Origin of the sequence: Geothrix alkalitolerans (assembly GCF_022808885.1) — a bacterium.
GTDB classification, from domain to species: Bacteria; Acidobacteriota; Holophagae; order Holophagales; family Holophagaceae; genus Geothrix; species Geothrix alkalitolerans.
This window is the reverse complement of sequence record NZ_JAKZLE010000004.1, coordinates 147,360-162,523: the sequence shown is the minus strand read 5'-3', so window position 1 is coordinate 162,523 and position 15,164 is coordinate 147,360. Positions and strand designations below refer to the sequence as shown.

The following is a 15,164-nucleotide window of genomic DNA, read 5'->3' as shown; positions in this document are numbered from 1 at the left end:
GTGGTGGAGGCCTTCCTGCCCGTGCGCTTCCAGCCCTCCGCCTGGGTCTGCCGGGGCGCCATCCGCGCCTACCAGGCGACGCTCAGCAGCCACCTGCCCACCCAGTGCAAGTACACCCCCACTTGCAGCCACTACGGCCTGGGCTGCATCCAGAAATACGGCACCCTCCGCGGTGGGCTCCTCACCACCTGGCGGCTGATCCGCTGCTCACCCCTGACGACTGGCGGGATCGATCCGGTTCCCTAAGAGGCGATTCCGTCCGAGGATGAAGGGTTGGAGGTCTCCCTGTGTGCGGAATCGTGTCGCTCTGCTATGCGTCTGAAGTCGCGGCCATGGGCCACGAGGCCGGGGAGCTGCTGAAGCGGCTGGAATACCGTGGCTACGACTCGACGGGCGCCTCCTTCATCGGCGCGGACGGCGCCATCACCCTCCTCAAGAAAGTGGGCGCCCCCAGCCGGGTGGTGCCCGAGCTGGGCATCGGCCGCCAGCCCGGCCAGCGCTTCATCGGCCAGGTGCGGTGGGCCACCTACGGCGCCGTGACCGACGTGAACAGCCAGCCCCACCACGTGCGCTGCAAGGTTGAGATGGTGGGCGCCCACAACGGCAACATCTCCAACACGGACGCGCTGAAGCCGGCCCTCACGGCCCAGGGCCACGCGGTGACGTCCGACAACGACGGCGAGATGATCACGCACCTCACCGAGGACGCCTACGCCGCCAACCTGGCGGAACCCGGTCCAACCCTGGCCGCCTGCCGCGCAGCCTATGCCGCCGCGGGGCTGACGGAAGGCATCCCCGACGGCGCCTTCCTCCTCATCGATGCCGCCCGCAAGGCCGACGCCCGGGCCGAGGGCTCCTACGCCGCCGCCTTCGCCGATCCCAAGGTGCCCGGCGTGGTGGCCGTGAAGTCCGGCTCGTCCCTCTACGCGGGCATCGGCAGCGACGCCCACGGCGACTTCGTGGTGGTCTCCAGCGACCTGACTTCCGTGCTCTCCAAGACCCGCATGCTCATCCCCCTCTCCGAGGGCGAGGGCCTCTGGTTCACGGAGCGGGAATACCTGGTCTTCACCCTGGGGAAGGGGCTGGCCTTCTCCATGCCGCGGCCCAAGCGCTCCAAGCTGAACGTGCGCGACACGGGGCTGCGGGCCCCCTTCCGCTACTTCATGGAACAGGAGATCGCCTCGGCCCCGGACAACCTGGACGAGGTGCTGCGCTACTACTTCCGCGATGCGGGGACGGAGGGCCTCTTCGCGGCCTTCGAGGACCGCCAGGACCTCTGCAAGGCCCTGGTGGCCAAGGTCCTGGCCCTGTACGAGGCGCCGGAGGAGGGGGCCCTGCGGAAGGCCTTCGAGGCCCTGCTGGCGGATCCCGTCCACCGGGAGCTGGCCGCCCGGGTGGAGCCCCACGCAGACATCCTGCGCGCCCACGGCCAGCCGGTCTCCGACGAGCGCCAGCTGCTGGCGGACCTGGGCCGCCTGGAGCCCTCGGCCGCCTTGGCCCTGGCCCTCCACGACCTGCTCTTCGTGTGGAAGAAGCGGCGCCGGGTCACCCGCCACCTCCAGGAGCTGGTGCAGGCCATCCGCGAGTCCCAGAAGGAGGGGGGGCGCGTCTTCCTGGTGGCCTCGGGCACCTCGTACCACGCGGCCCTGGTGGCGGCCACCTTCTTCAACCACCTGGCGGGCGTGGCCGTCTTCCCCTGCAACCCGGGGCAGTTCCGGTCCATGTACCTGAACGCGGTCCAGCCCCACGACCTGCTCATCGGCATCACCCAGTCCGGGGAAACGAAGGACCTGGTGGACATCTTCCAGGACGTGCGCGCCCGCGTGCCGGCCCTGCGCCGCATCGCGCTGGTGAACAACGAGAACAGTCGCATCCCCCAGGAGCTCTCCGAGTTCTACCTGCCCATCCTCTGCGGCCCCGAGATCGCCGTGGCCGCCACGAAGAGCTTCCTGAACCAGGTGGCCATCCTCTACGTGCTGGCCGCCTCCTTCTCCCTCACCGAGCGCAAGATCGCCGCGAATCTGGAGCGGGCGAAGGACCTCATCGCCGAGACCCTGCGCCGCTGCGAGGCCGATGTGGAGGAAGCCGCCCGGCGCCTCTACCTGGAGCCCTCGCTGCACATCCTGGGCACGGGCCTCATCGGCCTGGCCCGGGAGGGCGCCCTCAAGATCCGCGAGGTGGTGCTCAACCATGCCGAGGGCTACGACGCCGCCGAGTTCAAGCACGGACCCAACACCATCCTCGGGAAGAACACTCTGTTCTCCATCCAGGACCTGGCGGGCCTGCTGGAGGTCTACGAGCAGCACCGGGACGGCCGCCCCTTCGCCGGCGGCATCGAGGCCCTCCAGGCCTGGCCGGAGCTGGTGGAGACGCGCTTCTCCAACTACCCGCTGCTCTTCGTGTGTCCGGCCGAGGAGCGGGACGTGCGCATCACCATCAGCCAGATCCACACCCACAAGATCCGCGGCGCGGACATCCTCCTCATCGCCGAGAAAAACCCCGAGCTGGCCCTGGCCGTGGCGGGAAAACCCATGGGGCAGGACCGCTACTGGTCCAAGTACATCGAAGTGCCCCCCGGCGGCGATGCCAACCTCTTCGTCTTCGCGGCCTCCGTGGTCCTGCAGCGCCTGGCCTTCCGCATGTCCGTGCTGAAGATGGAATACCTGGACCGGCTGGCCGTGGCGGACCACGGCGTCCACCCCGACGCCCCCAAGAACGTGTCCAAGTCCATCACGGTGGATTAAAAACAACATGTTCAACAGTTTGAATGCGATGTTCAAGTTATTTAAGAAAATTTGACCTTTTTAGTCAAGATGTGACTTCCCTCACGGCCCGGAGGCCCCATCTTGGGAGCCAGGGGAGGGTCCCCGCCGGAGGAGCCGTCATGAACGTGGAACTGGACACCAAGGTGGGCGAGCTGGTGATGGCGCGTCCCGAGACCATGCGCTACTTCGAGCGTCTGGGCATCGACTACTGCTGCGGGGGCCACCGCAGCCTCGGCGAGGCCTGCGACCTGGCGAAGCAGGATGCGGCGAAGGTCATGGCGGACCTGGCCACCCTCGAGCCCCCCGCGGCCGGCGTGCCCTCCCTGCAGGATTGGACCCGGGCCTCCCTGGCGGAGCTCATCCAGCACATCGTGACCACCCACCACGACTACCTGCGCGAGGAGCTGCCCCGCCTGGACATGCTCATGGGCAAGGTCCTGCGGGCCCACAGTCCAAACCACGGCGAGCTGGCCCGCGTGGGCGAGATCTTCCAGGCCCTGGCCGCGGACCTCATGCCCCACCTCATAAAGGAAGAGCAGATCCTCTTCCCCTACATCACCCAGATGGAGCAGGGTGCCTCAGGCTCCTCCTGCTTCGGGAGCGTCCAGAGCCCCATCCGCGTCATGGAGATGGAGCACGAGGCCGTGGGGGCCCTGCTGGCGGAGCTGCGGGAGCTCACGGACAGCTACACCGTGCCCGCCGACGGCTGCAACACCTTCCGGGCCCTCTACGACGGCCTGGAGACCATGGAGCGGGACCTGCACCTGCACATCTACCTGGAGAACCAGGTCCTCCATCCCCGCGCCTTGGCCATGGAGGCTGGCGTCCAGGCCTGAAGTCCGTAAAAGAGCGTTTCACCACCAAGGCACCAAGACCACCAAGAATCGCCTTCTCTTTTCTTGGTGCCTTGGTGCCTTGGTGCCTTGGCGGTGGCCCTTTGCTGTTTGGGCGTGGAGCCGAATCAGTGCGTGTCTTCGAGGCTCCACCGGTCCGTGCAGCCGTGGCTCTCGACCACCTGCCGGGCCTTCCGCAGGCGCAGGGTGTGCTGGACGTTCTGCATGACGGTGAAGAGGCGGTCGTGGATGCCCAGGCGCGCCAGGTCTTCCGCGGTGAACCAGGTGACGCCGTCGTGGTCCTTCCGCGTGGCGTGATCAGCCAGGATCTGCTCGGTGATGCCCACGGGAAACCTCCGGAACTGATAGGTTGAATATCACGGAGGGGCATCGTGGCCAACTGGCGAAACACAGGATGGGGCGCAGTTGTGATGGCGGTCTGGGGCATGGTCCTGGTGCCGGTCGTCGTCCTCGGCATCCTGCTGGCCGTTCCCTTCCTCGGGCGCCGCCGCGCCTTTTTCGGCATCGGGCCGCTCTACGCCAAGGGGTTGGGCTGGTTCTGCCGGATCCCGCTGGCCCTGACGGGCTGGGACCGGCTGCCGGAAGCCGTCCGGGAGGGACGCCAGCCCGTGATCTTCATGTCGAACCACGAGAGCCAGCTGGATCCCCCGGTGCTCATCGGAATCCTGCCGGTGCCGGCGGTCTACATCGCCAAGAAGGAGGTGAAGTACCTCCCCTTCGTGGGCTGGGCGGCCTGGGTCGCGGGCGTGATCTTCATCGATCGCCGCGACCGGGAGCGGGCCATCAGGAGCATCCGCGAGGCCACCGAGGAGATCCGGGGCGGCAAGAACGTGGTGATCTTCCCGGAAGGCACCCGCAGCCGCACCGGCGAGATGCTCCCCTTCAAGAAGGGCGGCTTCGCCCTGGCCATGGACGCCGGCGTGCCCATCGTGCCCATGGCCACTGTGGGCGGCCGGGAAGTGCTGCCACCGGGAAGCCTCCGCCTCCGCCCGGGCAAGTACGTGGTGGCGTTGGGCGAGCCGGTGGATCCTGCGGCGCTCGCCGACCGGGAGGCCCTCATGACCGAGGTCCGCGGCCGCATCGAGGCGCTCATGACCGAGGCCAGGAAGGCGCTCTGACCGCTCAGCGGAAGACGGGGTCCTGCTGGGCGACCCGGCGCTTGCCGGGATGCAGGCGGTCCGCCAGCTCCAGGAGACCCCGGGCCTCGGCCGCGTTCCCCAGCTTCGCGGCCATGCGGGCCATGAAATAGAGGTTCACCGAGAGCACCCGCCGCTCGTTGTGCTTCTTGGCCAACAGATCCGAAGCGAGGACTTTCTGCCGATAGGCTTCGAATCCCGCCAGGGCCACGGCACCCTCCCCGGCGAGGGCCTTCTTCAGCCCCGCCAGCAGGACGGTGTTGGAGTGGTCCGGAGGCCAGGCCCCTTCCAGCTCCCGCAGGTAGCCTTCGGCGGTGCCGGTGTCCTGCAGGTCCCAGGCCGCATAGACCATGAGGCTGCGCAGCACGTTGGAGCCCGGCACTTCCCGGAGGCCCGCCCGCAGCCGGAGTTCGGCCTCCGCCGACCGGCCCATCCACAGCAGCGCGTCGGCGGCGGTGACATAGGCGTACTCGGCCGCGGGACGCAGGGCGATGGCGCGATCCGCGTGCTGGAGCGCCGCCGCCAGGTCGCCTTCGTTCTGCAGCAGCACCCCGTAGCGATGGTGGGCCTGCCAGCCCTCCGGAAAGAGCTCCAGGGATTTCTCGAAGTAGCGGCGGGCCGCAGCGTGGTTGTCCGCCCCCTCCAGCCCTGCGAAGACGTCTGCCAGCACGTCGTAGGCGCGGTGGTCGGCGGGATCGAGGCGCACGGCCTGGAGCGCCGACCGGCTGGCGCCCTCCAGATCCCCCAGGCGCAGGAGGATGGAGCCCAGCGCCCGGTAGGCCTGCGAGGCGCCGGGATCCAGGGTGATGGCGGCCTCGGCGGCCGCCTTCCCCTGGCGCAGCAGGGCCTGCCCCTCCGCGAAGCGCCCCTGGCTGAGGGCGCGCGTGGCGCCCAGCTCCGCCAGGGTCCAGGCATACTCGGCGCGCGCCGGCGCGTAATCCGGCTCGATCTCGATGGCCGATTGCAGCAGCGAGTTGGCCAGCTGGACCGAATCCTGGTTGCCCTCGGTGAGCACCTGCTGCGCCTTGGTATACAGCTCACGGGTGCGGGGGTTCCGGGCCTGGATCCTGGGCGCGCCGGCCTCGCCCGCCAGGCCCATCTCCTGCGGGAGGCGCTGCTGCAGCTCGTCCTCGATCTTCAGGAGGTCGCCCACGGGACGGTCCAGCTGGAACTGGTGTGTGGTGGCCCCGTGGACGGCATCCACCACCCGGACGCCCATGCGAATCTGCCCACCCACCACTTGGAAGCTGCCCAGCACCAGCACCTCGGCCTTGAGCTGGCGCCCCAGCTCGCCCAGGGCCTTCGGGGCCTGACCCGGCGTGTCGCCCAGCTGGTTCATGGCCTCCACCACCCGCAGGCGGTCCACCACCAGCATGTCCTCCCGCCGGACGAGCCCGTAGGCCATGGCGTCGGCGAAGCTGTTGCTGAGCCAGGCATGCTCCGCATCGGGCTGCAGCTGCTCAAGGGGCAGGATGGCCACCACGCGCCGGCCCCTGGTGAAATCCACCCGGGAAGCCCGCCGCGCCTCGCCCAGCCCCGTGGCCAGGGCCCGGCGTGCCAACAGCCCGCCGACGACCCCTCCCACCACCAGTACCAGCGCGGCCGACACCAGCAGCCATCGGCGCCGGGTCCGCTGGATCCGCACCGCCGACAGGCTGAGGTGCGGGACCGTGGCAGTCGGGTTGTCCTCGGCCAGTCCGGCGGCCAGCGCCTGCAGGCTGGGGAAGCGGTCCTTGGCGGACTTGGCCATCAGGCGGTGGATGGCGTCCTGGAGGGTGCGAGAAAGGTCGGGCCGCAGGTCCGACAGGGGCCGAGGCTCATCCCGCGTCACCGCGTAGAGCGTGTCCACCAGGCTGGCCCGGCGGAAGGGGTGAGTCGCCGTGGCCAACTCGTAGAGCACCACGCCCAGGCTGAACTGGTCAGACTGGCCCGTGAGCGGCTGGCCGTTGGCCTGCTCCGGGCTCATGTAGGCCGGCGTCCCCTGGCTGTAGCCCGGCGCCGTGCTTTCCACCAGGGTCATGTGGTGGGAGGTCTGGCCCACGGGGAGATCCTCGACCCCGCGACGCGCGATGCCGAAGTCCAGGATCTTGAGCTGGCCGTCGTCCGTGAGGAGCATGTTCTCGGGCTTGATGTCGCGGTGGACGATCCCCTTCTGGTGGGCATGGAAGAGGGCCGAGGCCGCCTGGCGCGCCAGGTCCTGGAGGGCACCCCCATCCAAGGGGTGGCCCACCAGGGTGCGGAGGGTCTGCCCCTCCACCAGCTCCATGGCGATGTAGGGGATTCCGTCCACCTCCCCGGCGTCGTAGATGTGGGCGATGTTGGGGTGATTGAGCTGGCAGGCCAGCTTGGCCTCGCCGATGAGCGCCTTGCGGCGCAAGTCATCGGCATCCTTGAGGATCTTGAGGGCCACTTCCCGCTCGAGGCGCAGGTCCAGGGCCTTCCAAACCTCGCCCATGGCGCCTTCGCCCAGCCGGGCCAGCAGACGATAGGAACCGAAATGAGAGGCGTCAGGGGTCAAGCGCGTCCTTGCGGAGGTAAGGCAGTATACCGATGGGACTAGGTGAGGGATTAGCCCCAGGTCGGCGGCTTGACTGGATTCTCGAAATGTCGAGAATCAAACGGGAGGTGCCCGTGGCCGCACTGGATCTCGAGACCGCCCTCACCGGTGCCCGGCTGGTGGAGGAGGCAGGTGCCCTCCTCACCCTCGGCGAGGAGCCGGAGCGCATGGTGGCCCACGCCTTCGAGCGTCTGGGCCAGCTGGTGCCCTACGACCTGGCCACTGTCCTGCTCCGGGAGGGGGAGGCCCTCCGGGTCGCCTACGCCGTGGGTCCCCTGGCCACGCCCCAGCTCGCGAAGGCCCTCATCCCCGTCCGGGGCAACCTCCGTCTGCTGAGCGCGCTCAAGGCCCGGTCCAGGCCCGCCACCTTCGAAGAGGATGATCCCGGCGAGGACACCTTCCATGGCCTCATCGACATGCCCCGAGGCCACAGCTGCCTGGTGGCCCCCCTGCGCAGCCAGGGCGAGACCTTCGGCCTCATGACCCTGGATGCCATGGTCTGCCGCCAGTACCCCGAGAGCGTGCTGCACCATGTGGGCGTCTTCGCCTCGCTGCTGGCGCTGGGCATCAAGCAGGCTGAATACCTGGGCCGCCTGGCCGAACGGGAGCGGAGCCTGGCGGAGGAGGTCAGCTACTTCCGGGAGGTCCAGCGCCGGGATGTCCTGCAGGAGCCTCTCCGGGCCGAGAGCCCCGCCATGCGCGCCATCCTCGACCAGCTGAGGCAGGTGGCCCCCACGGTGACCACGGTGCTCGTCACCGGCGAGACCGGCACCGGCAAGGAGAAGGTGGCCCAGACCCTCCATCATCTCTCGCCCCGCCGCGAGCGGCCCTTCATCAAGGTGAACTGCAGCGCCCTCCCCGCGACGCTCATCGAGTCCGAGCTGTTCGGCCACGTGAAGGGGGCCTTCAGCGGCGCCGCGGCAGCGCGGAAGGGGCGGTTCGAGCTGGCGGACGGCGGCACCCTCTTCCTGGACGAGATCGGCGACCTGCCCCTGGACCTCCAGCCCAAGCTGCTGCGGGCCATCCAGGAGAAGGAGATCGACCCGCTGGGCGCCGAGAAGCCCCGGAAGGTGGACGTGCGCCTGGTGGCCGCCACCCACACGGACCTGCGCAAGGCCGTGGCCGAAGGGCGGTTCCGCGAGGACCTCTTCTATCGCCTCAGCGTGTTCCCCATTCACCTCCCGCCCCTGCGCGAGCGGCCCGGCGACATCGCCGCCCTGGCGGAGAGCTTCCTCGACAAGTTCGCCCGGGAGAACCGCCGCGCGGCCATCCACCTGCCGGCCCCGCTCCTGGAGCAGCTGCAGGCCTACCCATGGCCCGGAAACGTGCGGGAGCTGAACAACGTCCTCGAGCGGGCCGCCATCCTCTCGACGGGCCGGGAGCTGCGGCTGCCCCCCGGCGCCCTGACCGCGCGCGGAGGCGCCGATAGGGCTGGGCGCCCCCACACCTGGGAGGCCCAGGAGCGGGCCTATCTGGAGCGGCTGCTCCACCACACCCGCGGCAAGATCGCCGGCGCCGACGGCGCGGCGGCGGTCGCCGGCCTGGCCCCCTCCACCCTGCTCTCGCGCCTGGAGAAGCTGGGCCTCAGGCCCAAGGACTTCAAGGAATCATGATAGGTTAGGCATCCCCTTCCGGAGCGACGGATGAGCGAGATCCCCGGCACGACTGAAACCCTGCCCCCGGAGGCGCCGGCCCTCCGCCCCATCCCCTTCGAGGACCTCGAAGCCATCCCGGGCTTCTGGGCCCGGGTGGGCGCCATGTTCCGGCTGGTCTTCAGCAACCCCATGGAGCTCTTTGACCGGGTTCCGGCCACCGACGGCCTCGGCGCGCCCTGGCGCTTCCTCCTCCTGATGTCGGTCCCCGTCTTCCTCATCACAGCCCTGCTGTTCTTCCTCCTCGGCATGGGCATCATGGTCGCGGCCCTGGAAGAGGCCGGAAAACCCGAAGGCCGGGCCATCGCCGCCGCCATGCCCCTCGTCTTCGGCGCCTTGCTGCTGCTCATGCCTCTCTTCACCTTCCTGGGCATGGTGGTCTTCGGGGCTCTGAGCCACGCCTTCCTCTGGATGTGGGGCGGCCTCAAGCCCGGGGTGGGCGTGGGCCAGAGCATCCGCGCCTACGGCTACGCCTCGGCCTTCATCCAGCTCGGCGCCTGGATTCCCACCCTCGGCTTCCTGATTCAGATCGCCGGCCTGGTCGTGATCGGAATGGGCCTGGCGCGGATGCACAAGACGGAGGCCTGGCGCGGGATCTGCGCCGTGCTGACGCCGCTCCTGCTCATCTGCTGCTGCGGCTTCATGCTCATCATGGCCGTCCCTGCGGTCCTCGCGGCGGTGGGGCGGTAGCCTCAAGCCAGGCCCTCACGGCCGGGCCGACCGCATCGGCCTCCAGGACGCGATGGACCGCGCCGGCGGCCAGGGCCTCGGCCGCGCCCCAGGTCTCGAAATGCCGGAACAACCGGTCCGCACCCTCGCGGCCCAGGATCTCCGGCAGGCGGACGGTCCCGCCGAAGCCGGTCAGGATGCCATGCTTCGCCGCCGGGTGGGCCAGGCGGAGGCCGCCCTTGCCCGTGATGGGGTCCGCCGCCACCGCCCAGCGTTCCTGACCGTGCAGGGCCAGGTCGCAGCCGCCGCCCATGGCCACGCCCGAAATCAGCGTGAGGGTGCGCCAGCCGGGCCAGAGCAGGTGACTCATCACGCGCTGGCCCCGGCGCGAGAAGGGCTCCGCCGACATGGGGTCCAGGGCCCCCACCTCGTGGAGGTCCGCACCGGCGGTGAAGTGGTGGCCCCGGCCCGTCATCCAGGCGGAGCCGCTGAGGGCCACCCGACGCACGCCGCCTCCCCGCAGCTCGATGAAGAGCCGGTCCAGGGCCACCAGCAGGTCGCTGTGGAGGCGGTTGAGGCCGTCGCCGGAGCGCAACCCGACCCAGGCCCAGTCCGCGCCCCGCAGCAGGTCCAGGGAGGTGCGCCCCTCGTGCCAGACGGTCGGAGTCATGCCAGCCCCAGCCGGGTGAAGGCCGCCTCCAGAGGCTCGGCGTCGGGATCCCAGGCGGGCGCTCCAGGCAGCTGGTTGCGGAACCAGGTGGCCTGCCGCTTGGCGTAGGCCTGGGTCTCCTGCACCACGGCGGCCTGGATGGCCGCGGGATGACCCCCGGCCCTCCAGGCCGCGTAGCCCAGGGGCCTCAGGGCCTCGAGGTCGCCCGCGTGGCCCGCGGCCACCAGATCGGCCACCTCGCGCGGCCAGCCCGCGGCCACCTGGGCGGCCACTCGCGCGGCGACGCGCTCCCGCTGGCGCTCGCGGCCGGGCAAGACAACCAGCACCCGCCAGCCCGCGGGAACGCCCGTGTCCGGGCCGGACAGGAAGCTCGAGGGGGCTTGGCCGGAGGCGAGATGGAGGGCCAGGGCGCGCTGGACCCGGGCGCTGTCGTTGGGATGGAGGGCCGCGGCCCGGGCCGGGTCCACCGCCGCCAGGAAGCGGTGCAGGGCGGGCATGCCCAGGATCGCGCCCCAGCGCCGCACACGGTCCACCAGGACGGCCGGCACGTCCGGCAGGTCACTGAGCTGGCCCCAGATGCCCCGCAGGTACAGGCCCGAGCCTGTCACCAGCACCGGCTCGCGGCAGGCCGAGAGTCTTTCCCGCACCCAGGTCCCGAAGGCAGTAGGGTTGGGGCGGGTCGAGAGAGGCAGCTCCCCGTAGCCCAGGTGGGGCACCCCGCCCCGCTCCGCTTCATCGGGCTGACCGCTGCCAATGGTGAGGCCGGCGATGGCCTGGTAGGGGTCCCCGTTCACCACGGTGCCGCCGACGCGCCGGGCCACGGCCACGGCCACGGCGGACTTGCCGGAGGCCGTGGGTCCGAGGATCGCGATGGGCATGGGTTGAAGCTATCAGCTATCAGCTGTCAGCTCTCCGTGAAAGCAGGGAGCGGCTACTCGCAACCGATAACCGATAGCTATCAGCTGCCCCCTGGGAACCTTCAGACCCCACGGCTCACACCAAGGCCATGCGCCACCTGGTCTGCCTCTGCCTCGCCTCCAGCCTCCTGGCTGGGGGGAAGCCTGCCTCCGAGGTGGCCGAGCCCGGAAAGAACCGGGCCTTCCTGTCGCGGATCACGGGCGACAGCGAGGGCGGGGCCCGGCCCTGGCACACCTACAAGGCCCCCCCGGAAGCGGCTTCCGCCGTGGTGGAAGTCATCGGCGAGCTCACCCGGGAGGAGCTCCGCCAGGTCGCCTTCCAGGAGTTCATCGTCTGGTTCCGGGAGGATCTCCGCCGCTTCCTGAAAGCCCACGGCGGCGTCCTGCCCGAACCCACCAGCCTGGCCTCTGCCACCCTGCCCGCGGACCGGTTCGGCGGCAACCCCGTGCCCCAGAGCGTGCCCCTGGGACGCGTGGGCTTCTGATCGCCGCTCCCGTAGGAAAAGCGGAACGCGAAGGGCGCGAAGCCGCCTCCGGCGGAGCGAAGAACTTCCCCATTTTGAATCACCCTTCGCGTCCTTCGCTTCCTTAGCGCCCTTCGCGTTCTTCATTTCTGTTCGGGCCGTCTACTCCATGAGCCTCGGCAGAAGCAGGGCTGCCTGGTCGCGGGCCAGGCGGGCGGCCTCCAGGGCGTTGCGGGCCGCATCTTCGGGGGACTGGCGGGGGGTGAGCAGGGCCTCGAGCTGGCCCCGGAGGCGGGCAGTCTCCCTTTCCGGGTCGGGAAGGTGGCGCTGGGCCGCCGTCTCGAAGACTGCAAGGAAGCACTGGATGGCATCGCAGGCGGCGGAGACGATGGCCCCGCTGTGCCGGCGGTCGATGTCCAGGGCCAGGGCCGCGGCCAGGAAGCGCAGGCCGTCCTCGAAGCGGTCCTGGGAGGGGTTCGAGGGTCCGGATCCGCTCATGGCCGACCGCCTGCGGGGGCCGCGGCCCAGTGGGTGTCCGTGCGCCCGGCAAGCTGACCCGCGGGATCGAAGCGCCATTCCGTAAAACGTGCCGCGCCATCCCTTCGCAGGGTGGCGAGCGTCGTGCAGCGGGTTCCGTAGGTCGGATCGACGATGAAGGCCGGGGACAGCTTGCGTTCGAGTTCCAGGCCCACGCCCGTGTCCGGCAGCTCGGCATCGGCGGCGGGCGTCGGATCCGCCAGCGCGGCCAGAAGGGGCGCCTCGTCGCCATGTCCGGAGGCCACCCAGGCCGCCATGGCCCGCCGGAGCTTCTCGGTCTTGGGCCACGGGGTGTCCAGGTCCGCGTTGGAGACCACATGCACCCCTGGCGGCACCTCGCGGGAGAGGAACCGCGGGTGGTTGTTCAGGTAGCGCAGACCCGTCCCGTCCCAGAGCAGCAGGTTGAACCCTGCGAAGGCCATGGCCCGCTCGCGGAGTTCGTCGGAGAAAGCCCCGGCCGGCTGCCGGCCGCGCACGAAGGAGGCCACCAGGCCGCCCCGCGACGGCGCGCCGGGGTCCGGAGCGACCATGCGCCTCACGTTGGTGACACAGGCCAGGCGACCGTGCTTCGAGAGGGCCAGCCAGCTGCCGCCCTGGGACAGGTCGCGGCCTCCGAACACCTCGGGGGCGTCGTCCCAGGGACCGGCCGGTGCCGTGGGGCGCGCGTGGTACTCGTCGCGATTGGCGGCGATGACGAGCTCGAAGTCGGGGTGGGCGCGGTAGGCGAGCGCGATGAGGCACATGGCTTCCCATCATAGGCCCCATGCCCCCGGCTCAACCCTCGGGGGGAATTCCCCGTAGCCCTCCCATCCGAGGTGACCCCATGCGTCCTGGCCTGCCCCTGCCCCTGGCCCTGCTGCTCTGCGGCGCCCTGCTCCGGGCCGACGGTCTCTCGGACCTGAAAGCCGCGCTCAAGGGCCTGCCGGCCCCGGCGAAGGTCACGGTGAAAGTCGAGGCGGAGAGCCTCGAACGGGAGTCCGGGAAGGACCGTACGGAACGCCGGACCACCGTGGTGGAGGATGGCTCGGAGGGGACGCGGATCCTGGAGGACAGCCGGGCCGCAGCCACCCCGGCCAAGGCGAAGGGGGGCACCCGGGCCCCGGGAGCGGCAAAGAAGGGCTCCGGCGAGTTCCACGACGAGCTTCGGCCCGCCGAGGGCCTGCTGGAGCAGCTGGAGAAGGCGCGGCTGCTGGAGGAGAGGGCCGAGGCCTATGAGGGCCGACCCGCCCGCCGGCTGCGGCTGGCCATGGACCTGGACCTGGACGCGGATGCCCGCAGCCACCTGAAGAAGGCCGACTACGAAGCCACGGTCTGGATCGGGTCCGACGGCCTGCCCCTGGCCATGGATCACCACATCGAAGTCCGGGCGCGGGTGCTGCTCCTCGCCAGCGTCTGGACGAAGGTCGACATCCGGCGCCGCTTCCAGCGCGCCCAGAACCGGCTGCTGGTGCTCGACGAGCATGCGGACGTCCAGGGCGCGGCCCTGGGAAAATCCTTCAGCGCGAAGGAGACCACCCGCTGCACCGTGCTGTGAGCGGCGTTACGGCTTGGTTTCGGGCACCACCGGGTAGTCGCCGGTGAAGCAGGCGTAGCAGTATCCGCGGCCGTCGTCGCCCATGCAGTCATGCAGGTCATCCATGGCGAGATAGCCCAGGCTGTCAGCCTCCACGAAGGCCTCGATCTCCTTCAGGGACATGTAGGAGGCGATGAGGTGCTGCCGCTTGGGGGTGTCGATGCCATAGAAGCAGGAGTGCGTGGTGGGGGGGCAGGCGATGCGCATGTGCACCTCCTTGGCGCCGGCCTCGCGGACCATCTGCACGATCTTCTTGCTGGTGGTGCCGCGCACGATGCTGTCGTCCACCAGCACCACCCGCTTGCCCGCCAGCAGGTGCCGCACGGGGTTCAGCTTCACCTTCACCCCGAAGCTGCGGATGGTCTGCTTGGGCTCGATGAAGGTGCGGCCCACGTAGTGGTTGCGGATGATGCCGAAGTCGAAGGGGATGCCGGACTGCTCGGAGTAGCCCAGGGCCGCGCTCACGCCGCTGTCGGGCACGGGCACGATGAGGTCCGCCTCCACAGGATGGCGCAGGGCCAGGAGCCGTCCCATCTCGCGGCGGGCCACCATGACGCTCTTGCCGTACACCAGGGAATCGGGCCGGGCGAAGTAGATGTGCTCGAACACGCAGGGCTTCGGCTGGACCTTGGGCAGCGGGAAGACCGACCGGATGGGGGAGCCGTCCCGGGGCACCATCACCACCTCGCCGGGCGCCACGTCACGGATGTAGGCCGCGCCCACCAGGTCGAAGGCGCAGGTCTCCGAGCTGAACACGGTGGTGCCGTTCATGTGGCCCATGGCCAGGGGCCGGAACCCATGCGGATCCCGGGCCGCGATGAGGGTGTGGTCCGTGAGGATGAGCAGGGAGTACGCCCCCTCGGCCTGCCGCAAGGCCGAGACCACCGCGTCCTCCAGGGTGTCCGCCTGGGCCCGGTTGATGAGGGCCAGCAGCACCTCGGAATCCGAGGGGCTGGTGAAGGTGTGGCCGTCCGCGATCAGGGCTGCGCGCAGCGTCTCCGTGTTGGTCAGGTTCCCGTTGTGGCAGAGGGCCACCTGGCCGAAGCGGCCGTGGATGAGGAAGGGGTGGGCCGCGGAGGCCACGTTGCCGCCGGTGGTGGAATAGCGCGTGTGGCCGATGGCCGCGTCGCCTGGCAGGGCATCCAGCACCGCTTCAGAGAACACGTCCGCCACGTAGCCCAGGGCCTTGTGCAGGTGCAGCCCTTCGGCGTCGCCGGAGCAGATGCCGGCCGCCTCCTGCCCGCGGTGCTGCAAGGCGTAGAGGCCCAGATAGGTCTGCCGCGAAGCTTCCGTCTGGGGACAGATCCCGAATACCCCGCACTCGTCCCTGAACGGCATGACCCCTCCGAGCCTTCCAGATTAAACCCTGG

General features: G+C 70.1%; 15 protein-coding genes. 8 read left to right on the top strand and 7 right to left on the bottom strand.

Annotated elements, in window-relative coordinates:
- Window positions 1–21: 21 nt before the first annotated feature.
- From yidD to ric, 3 genes are all read left to right on the top strand, one after another.
- Window positions 22–246 carry a membrane protein insertion efficiency factor YidD gene (gene yidD, locus MLJ35_RS09990; RefSeq protein WP_420843036.1) on the top strand — a complete coding sequence of 75 codons (225 nt, stop codon included), beginning with the start codon at window positions 22–24 and terminating at the stop codon, window positions 244–246.
- 53 nt (window positions 247–299) lie between these two features.
- On the top strand, window positions 300–2,744 hold the full coding sequence (locus MLJ35_RS15965; RefSeq protein ID WP_338028452.1) for an SIS domain-containing protein: 2,445 nt from the start codon (window positions 300–302) through the stop codon (window positions 2,742–2,744).
- Window positions 2,745–2,884: 140 nt separating this feature from the next.
- Entirely contained in the window at window positions 2,885–3,601 is a 717-nt protein-coding gene (ric, locus tag MLJ35_RS09970; protein WP_243384229.1) for an iron-sulfur cluster repair di-iron protein, read from the top strand.
- Window positions 3,602–3,726: 125 nt separating this feature from the next.
- On the opposite strand, the gene MLJ35_RS09965 is transcribed toward ric, so the two are convergent.
- On the bottom strand, window positions 3,727–3,945 hold the full coding sequence (locus MLJ35_RS09965) for a hypothetical protein (RefSeq protein WP_243294919.1): 219 nt from the start codon (window positions 3,943–3,945) through the stop codon (window positions 3,727–3,729).
- A 45-nt stretch (window positions 3,946–3,990) separates the two neighbouring features.
- Between MLJ35_RS09965 and MLJ35_RS09960 the strand changes: the two genes are divergently transcribed.
- Window positions 3,991–4,737 (top strand): lysophospholipid acyltransferase family protein, encoded by a 747-nt coding sequence (locus MLJ35_RS09960; RefSeq protein ID WP_243384228.1) that lies wholly within the window; start codon window positions 3,991–3,993, stop codon window positions 4,735–4,737.
- A 4-nt stretch (window positions 4,738–4,741) separates the two neighbouring features.
- On the opposite strand, the gene MLJ35_RS15960 is transcribed toward MLJ35_RS09960, so the two are convergent.
- Complete coding sequence (locus tag MLJ35_RS15960; RefSeq protein ID WP_275976484.1) at window positions 4,742–7,273, bottom strand: serine/threonine-protein kinase; 2,532 nt, start codon at window positions 7,271–7,273, stop codon at window positions 4,742–4,744.
- A gap of 86 nt (window positions 7,274–7,359) precedes the next feature.
- Between MLJ35_RS15960 and MLJ35_RS09940 the strand changes: the two genes are divergently transcribed.
- Together MLJ35_RS09940 and MLJ35_RS09935 are read left to right on the top strand one after the other, a co-directional pair.
- Window positions 7,360–8,925 carry a sigma 54-interacting transcriptional regulator gene (locus MLJ35_RS09940; protein WP_243384227.1) on the top strand — a complete coding sequence of 522 codons (1,566 nt, stop codon included), beginning with the start codon at window positions 7,360–7,362 and terminating at the stop codon, window positions 8,923–8,925.
- A 30-nt stretch (window positions 8,926–8,955) separates the two neighbouring features.
- Complete coding sequence (locus MLJ35_RS09935; RefSeq protein WP_243384226.1) at window positions 8,956–9,654, top strand: YIP1 family protein; 699 nt, start codon at window positions 8,956–8,958, stop codon at window positions 9,652–9,654.
- Here MLJ35_RS09935 and MLJ35_RS09930 read toward each other — a convergent pair.
- Both MLJ35_RS09930 and MLJ35_RS09925 read right to left on the bottom strand, forming a co-directional pair.
- A complete protein-coding gene (locus tag MLJ35_RS09930) occupies window positions 9,614–10,303 on the bottom strand; it encodes an enoyl-CoA hydratase/isomerase family protein (protein ID WP_243384225.1) in 690 nt (229 codons plus the stop codon). The genes MLJ35_RS09935 and MLJ35_RS09930 overlap by 41 nt on opposite strands.
- A complete protein-coding gene (locus MLJ35_RS09925) occupies window positions 10,300–11,181 on the bottom strand; it encodes an isopentenyl transferase family protein (RefSeq protein ID WP_243384224.1) in 882 nt (293 codons plus the stop codon). The genes MLJ35_RS09930 and MLJ35_RS09925 overlap by 4 nt, the downstream gene beginning before the upstream one ends.
- 128 nt (window positions 11,182–11,309) lie before the next feature.
- Here MLJ35_RS09925 and MLJ35_RS09920 point away from each other — a divergent pair, with 128 nt between their 5' ends.
- Window positions 11,310–11,705 carry a hypothetical protein gene (locus tag MLJ35_RS09920; RefSeq protein ID WP_243384223.1) on the top strand — a complete coding sequence of 132 codons (396 nt, stop codon included), beginning with the start codon at window positions 11,310–11,312 and terminating at the stop codon, window positions 11,703–11,705.
- A 141-nt stretch (window positions 11,706–11,846) separates the two neighbouring features.
- Here the strand turns inward: MLJ35_RS09920 and MLJ35_RS09915 are convergent, their stop codons facing one another.
- On the bottom strand, window positions 11,847–12,182 hold the full coding sequence (locus MLJ35_RS09915; RefSeq protein WP_243324831.1) for a hypothetical protein: 336 nt from the start codon (window positions 12,180–12,182) through the stop codon (window positions 11,847–11,849).
- Complete coding sequence (locus tag MLJ35_RS09910) at window positions 12,179–12,964, bottom strand: NRDE family protein (protein WP_243384222.1); 786 nt, start codon at window positions 12,962–12,964, stop codon at window positions 12,179–12,181. Before MLJ35_RS09910 ends, MLJ35_RS09915 begins: the two co-directional genes overlap by 4 nt.
- 80 nt (window positions 12,965–13,044) lie before the next feature.
- Between MLJ35_RS09910 and MLJ35_RS09905 the strand changes: the two genes are divergently transcribed.
- Window positions 13,045–13,755, top strand: coding sequence for a hypothetical protein (locus MLJ35_RS09905; protein WP_243384221.1), 711 nt, complete (start codon window positions 13,045–13,047; stop codon window positions 13,753–13,755).
- Between the two features lie 6 nt (window positions 13,756–13,761).
- On the opposite strand, the gene purF is transcribed toward MLJ35_RS09905, so the two are convergent.
- Window positions 13,762–15,132 (bottom strand): amidophosphoribosyltransferase, encoded by a 1,371-nt coding sequence (gene purF, locus MLJ35_RS09900; protein ID WP_243384220.1) that lies wholly within the window; start codon window positions 15,130–15,132, stop codon window positions 13,762–13,764.
- Window positions 15,133–15,164 lie beyond the last annotated feature (32 nt).

Bases quoted from the DNA above. Each gene is read 5' to 3' on its own strand.
- MLJ35_RS09915 (WP_243324831.1), bottom strand. From the start codon at position 12,182: ATGAGCGGATCCGGACCCTCGAACCCCTCCCAGGACCGCTTCGAGGAC.
- purF (WP_243384220.1), bottom strand. From the start codon at position 15,132: ATGCCGTTCAGGGACGAGTGCGGGGTATTCGGGATCTGTCCCCAGACG.
- MLJ35_RS09935 (WP_243384226.1), top strand. From the start codon at position 8,956: ATGAGCGAGATCCCCGGCACGACTGAAACCCTGCCCCCGGAGGCGCCG.
- ric (WP_243384229.1), top strand. From the start codon at position 2,885: ATGAACGTGGAACTGGACACCAAGGTGGGCGAGCTGGTGATGGCGCGT.
- MLJ35_RS09910 (WP_243384222.1), bottom strand. From the start codon at position 12,964: ATGTGCCTCATCGCGCTCGCCTACCGCGCCCACCCCGACTTCGAGCTC.
- MLJ35_RS09930 (WP_243384225.1), bottom strand. From the start codon at position 10,303: ATGACTCCGACCGTCTGGCACGAGGGGCGCACCTCCCTGGACCTGCTG.
- MLJ35_RS09940 (WP_243384227.1), top strand. From the start codon at position 7,360: ATGTCGAGAATCAAACGGGAGGTGCCCGTGGCCGCACTGGATCTCGAG.
- MLJ35_RS09925 (WP_243384224.1), bottom strand. From the start codon at position 11,181: ATGCCCATCGCGATCCTCGGACCCACGGCCTCCGGCAAGTCCGCCGTG.
- MLJ35_RS09920 (WP_243384223.1), top strand. From the start codon at position 11,310: ATGCGCCACCTGGTCTGCCTCTGCCTCGCCTCCAGCCTCCTGGCTGGG.
- MLJ35_RS09905 (WP_243384221.1), top strand. From the start codon at position 13,045: ATGCGTCCTGGCCTGCCCCTGCCCCTGGCCCTGCTGCTCTGCGGCGCC.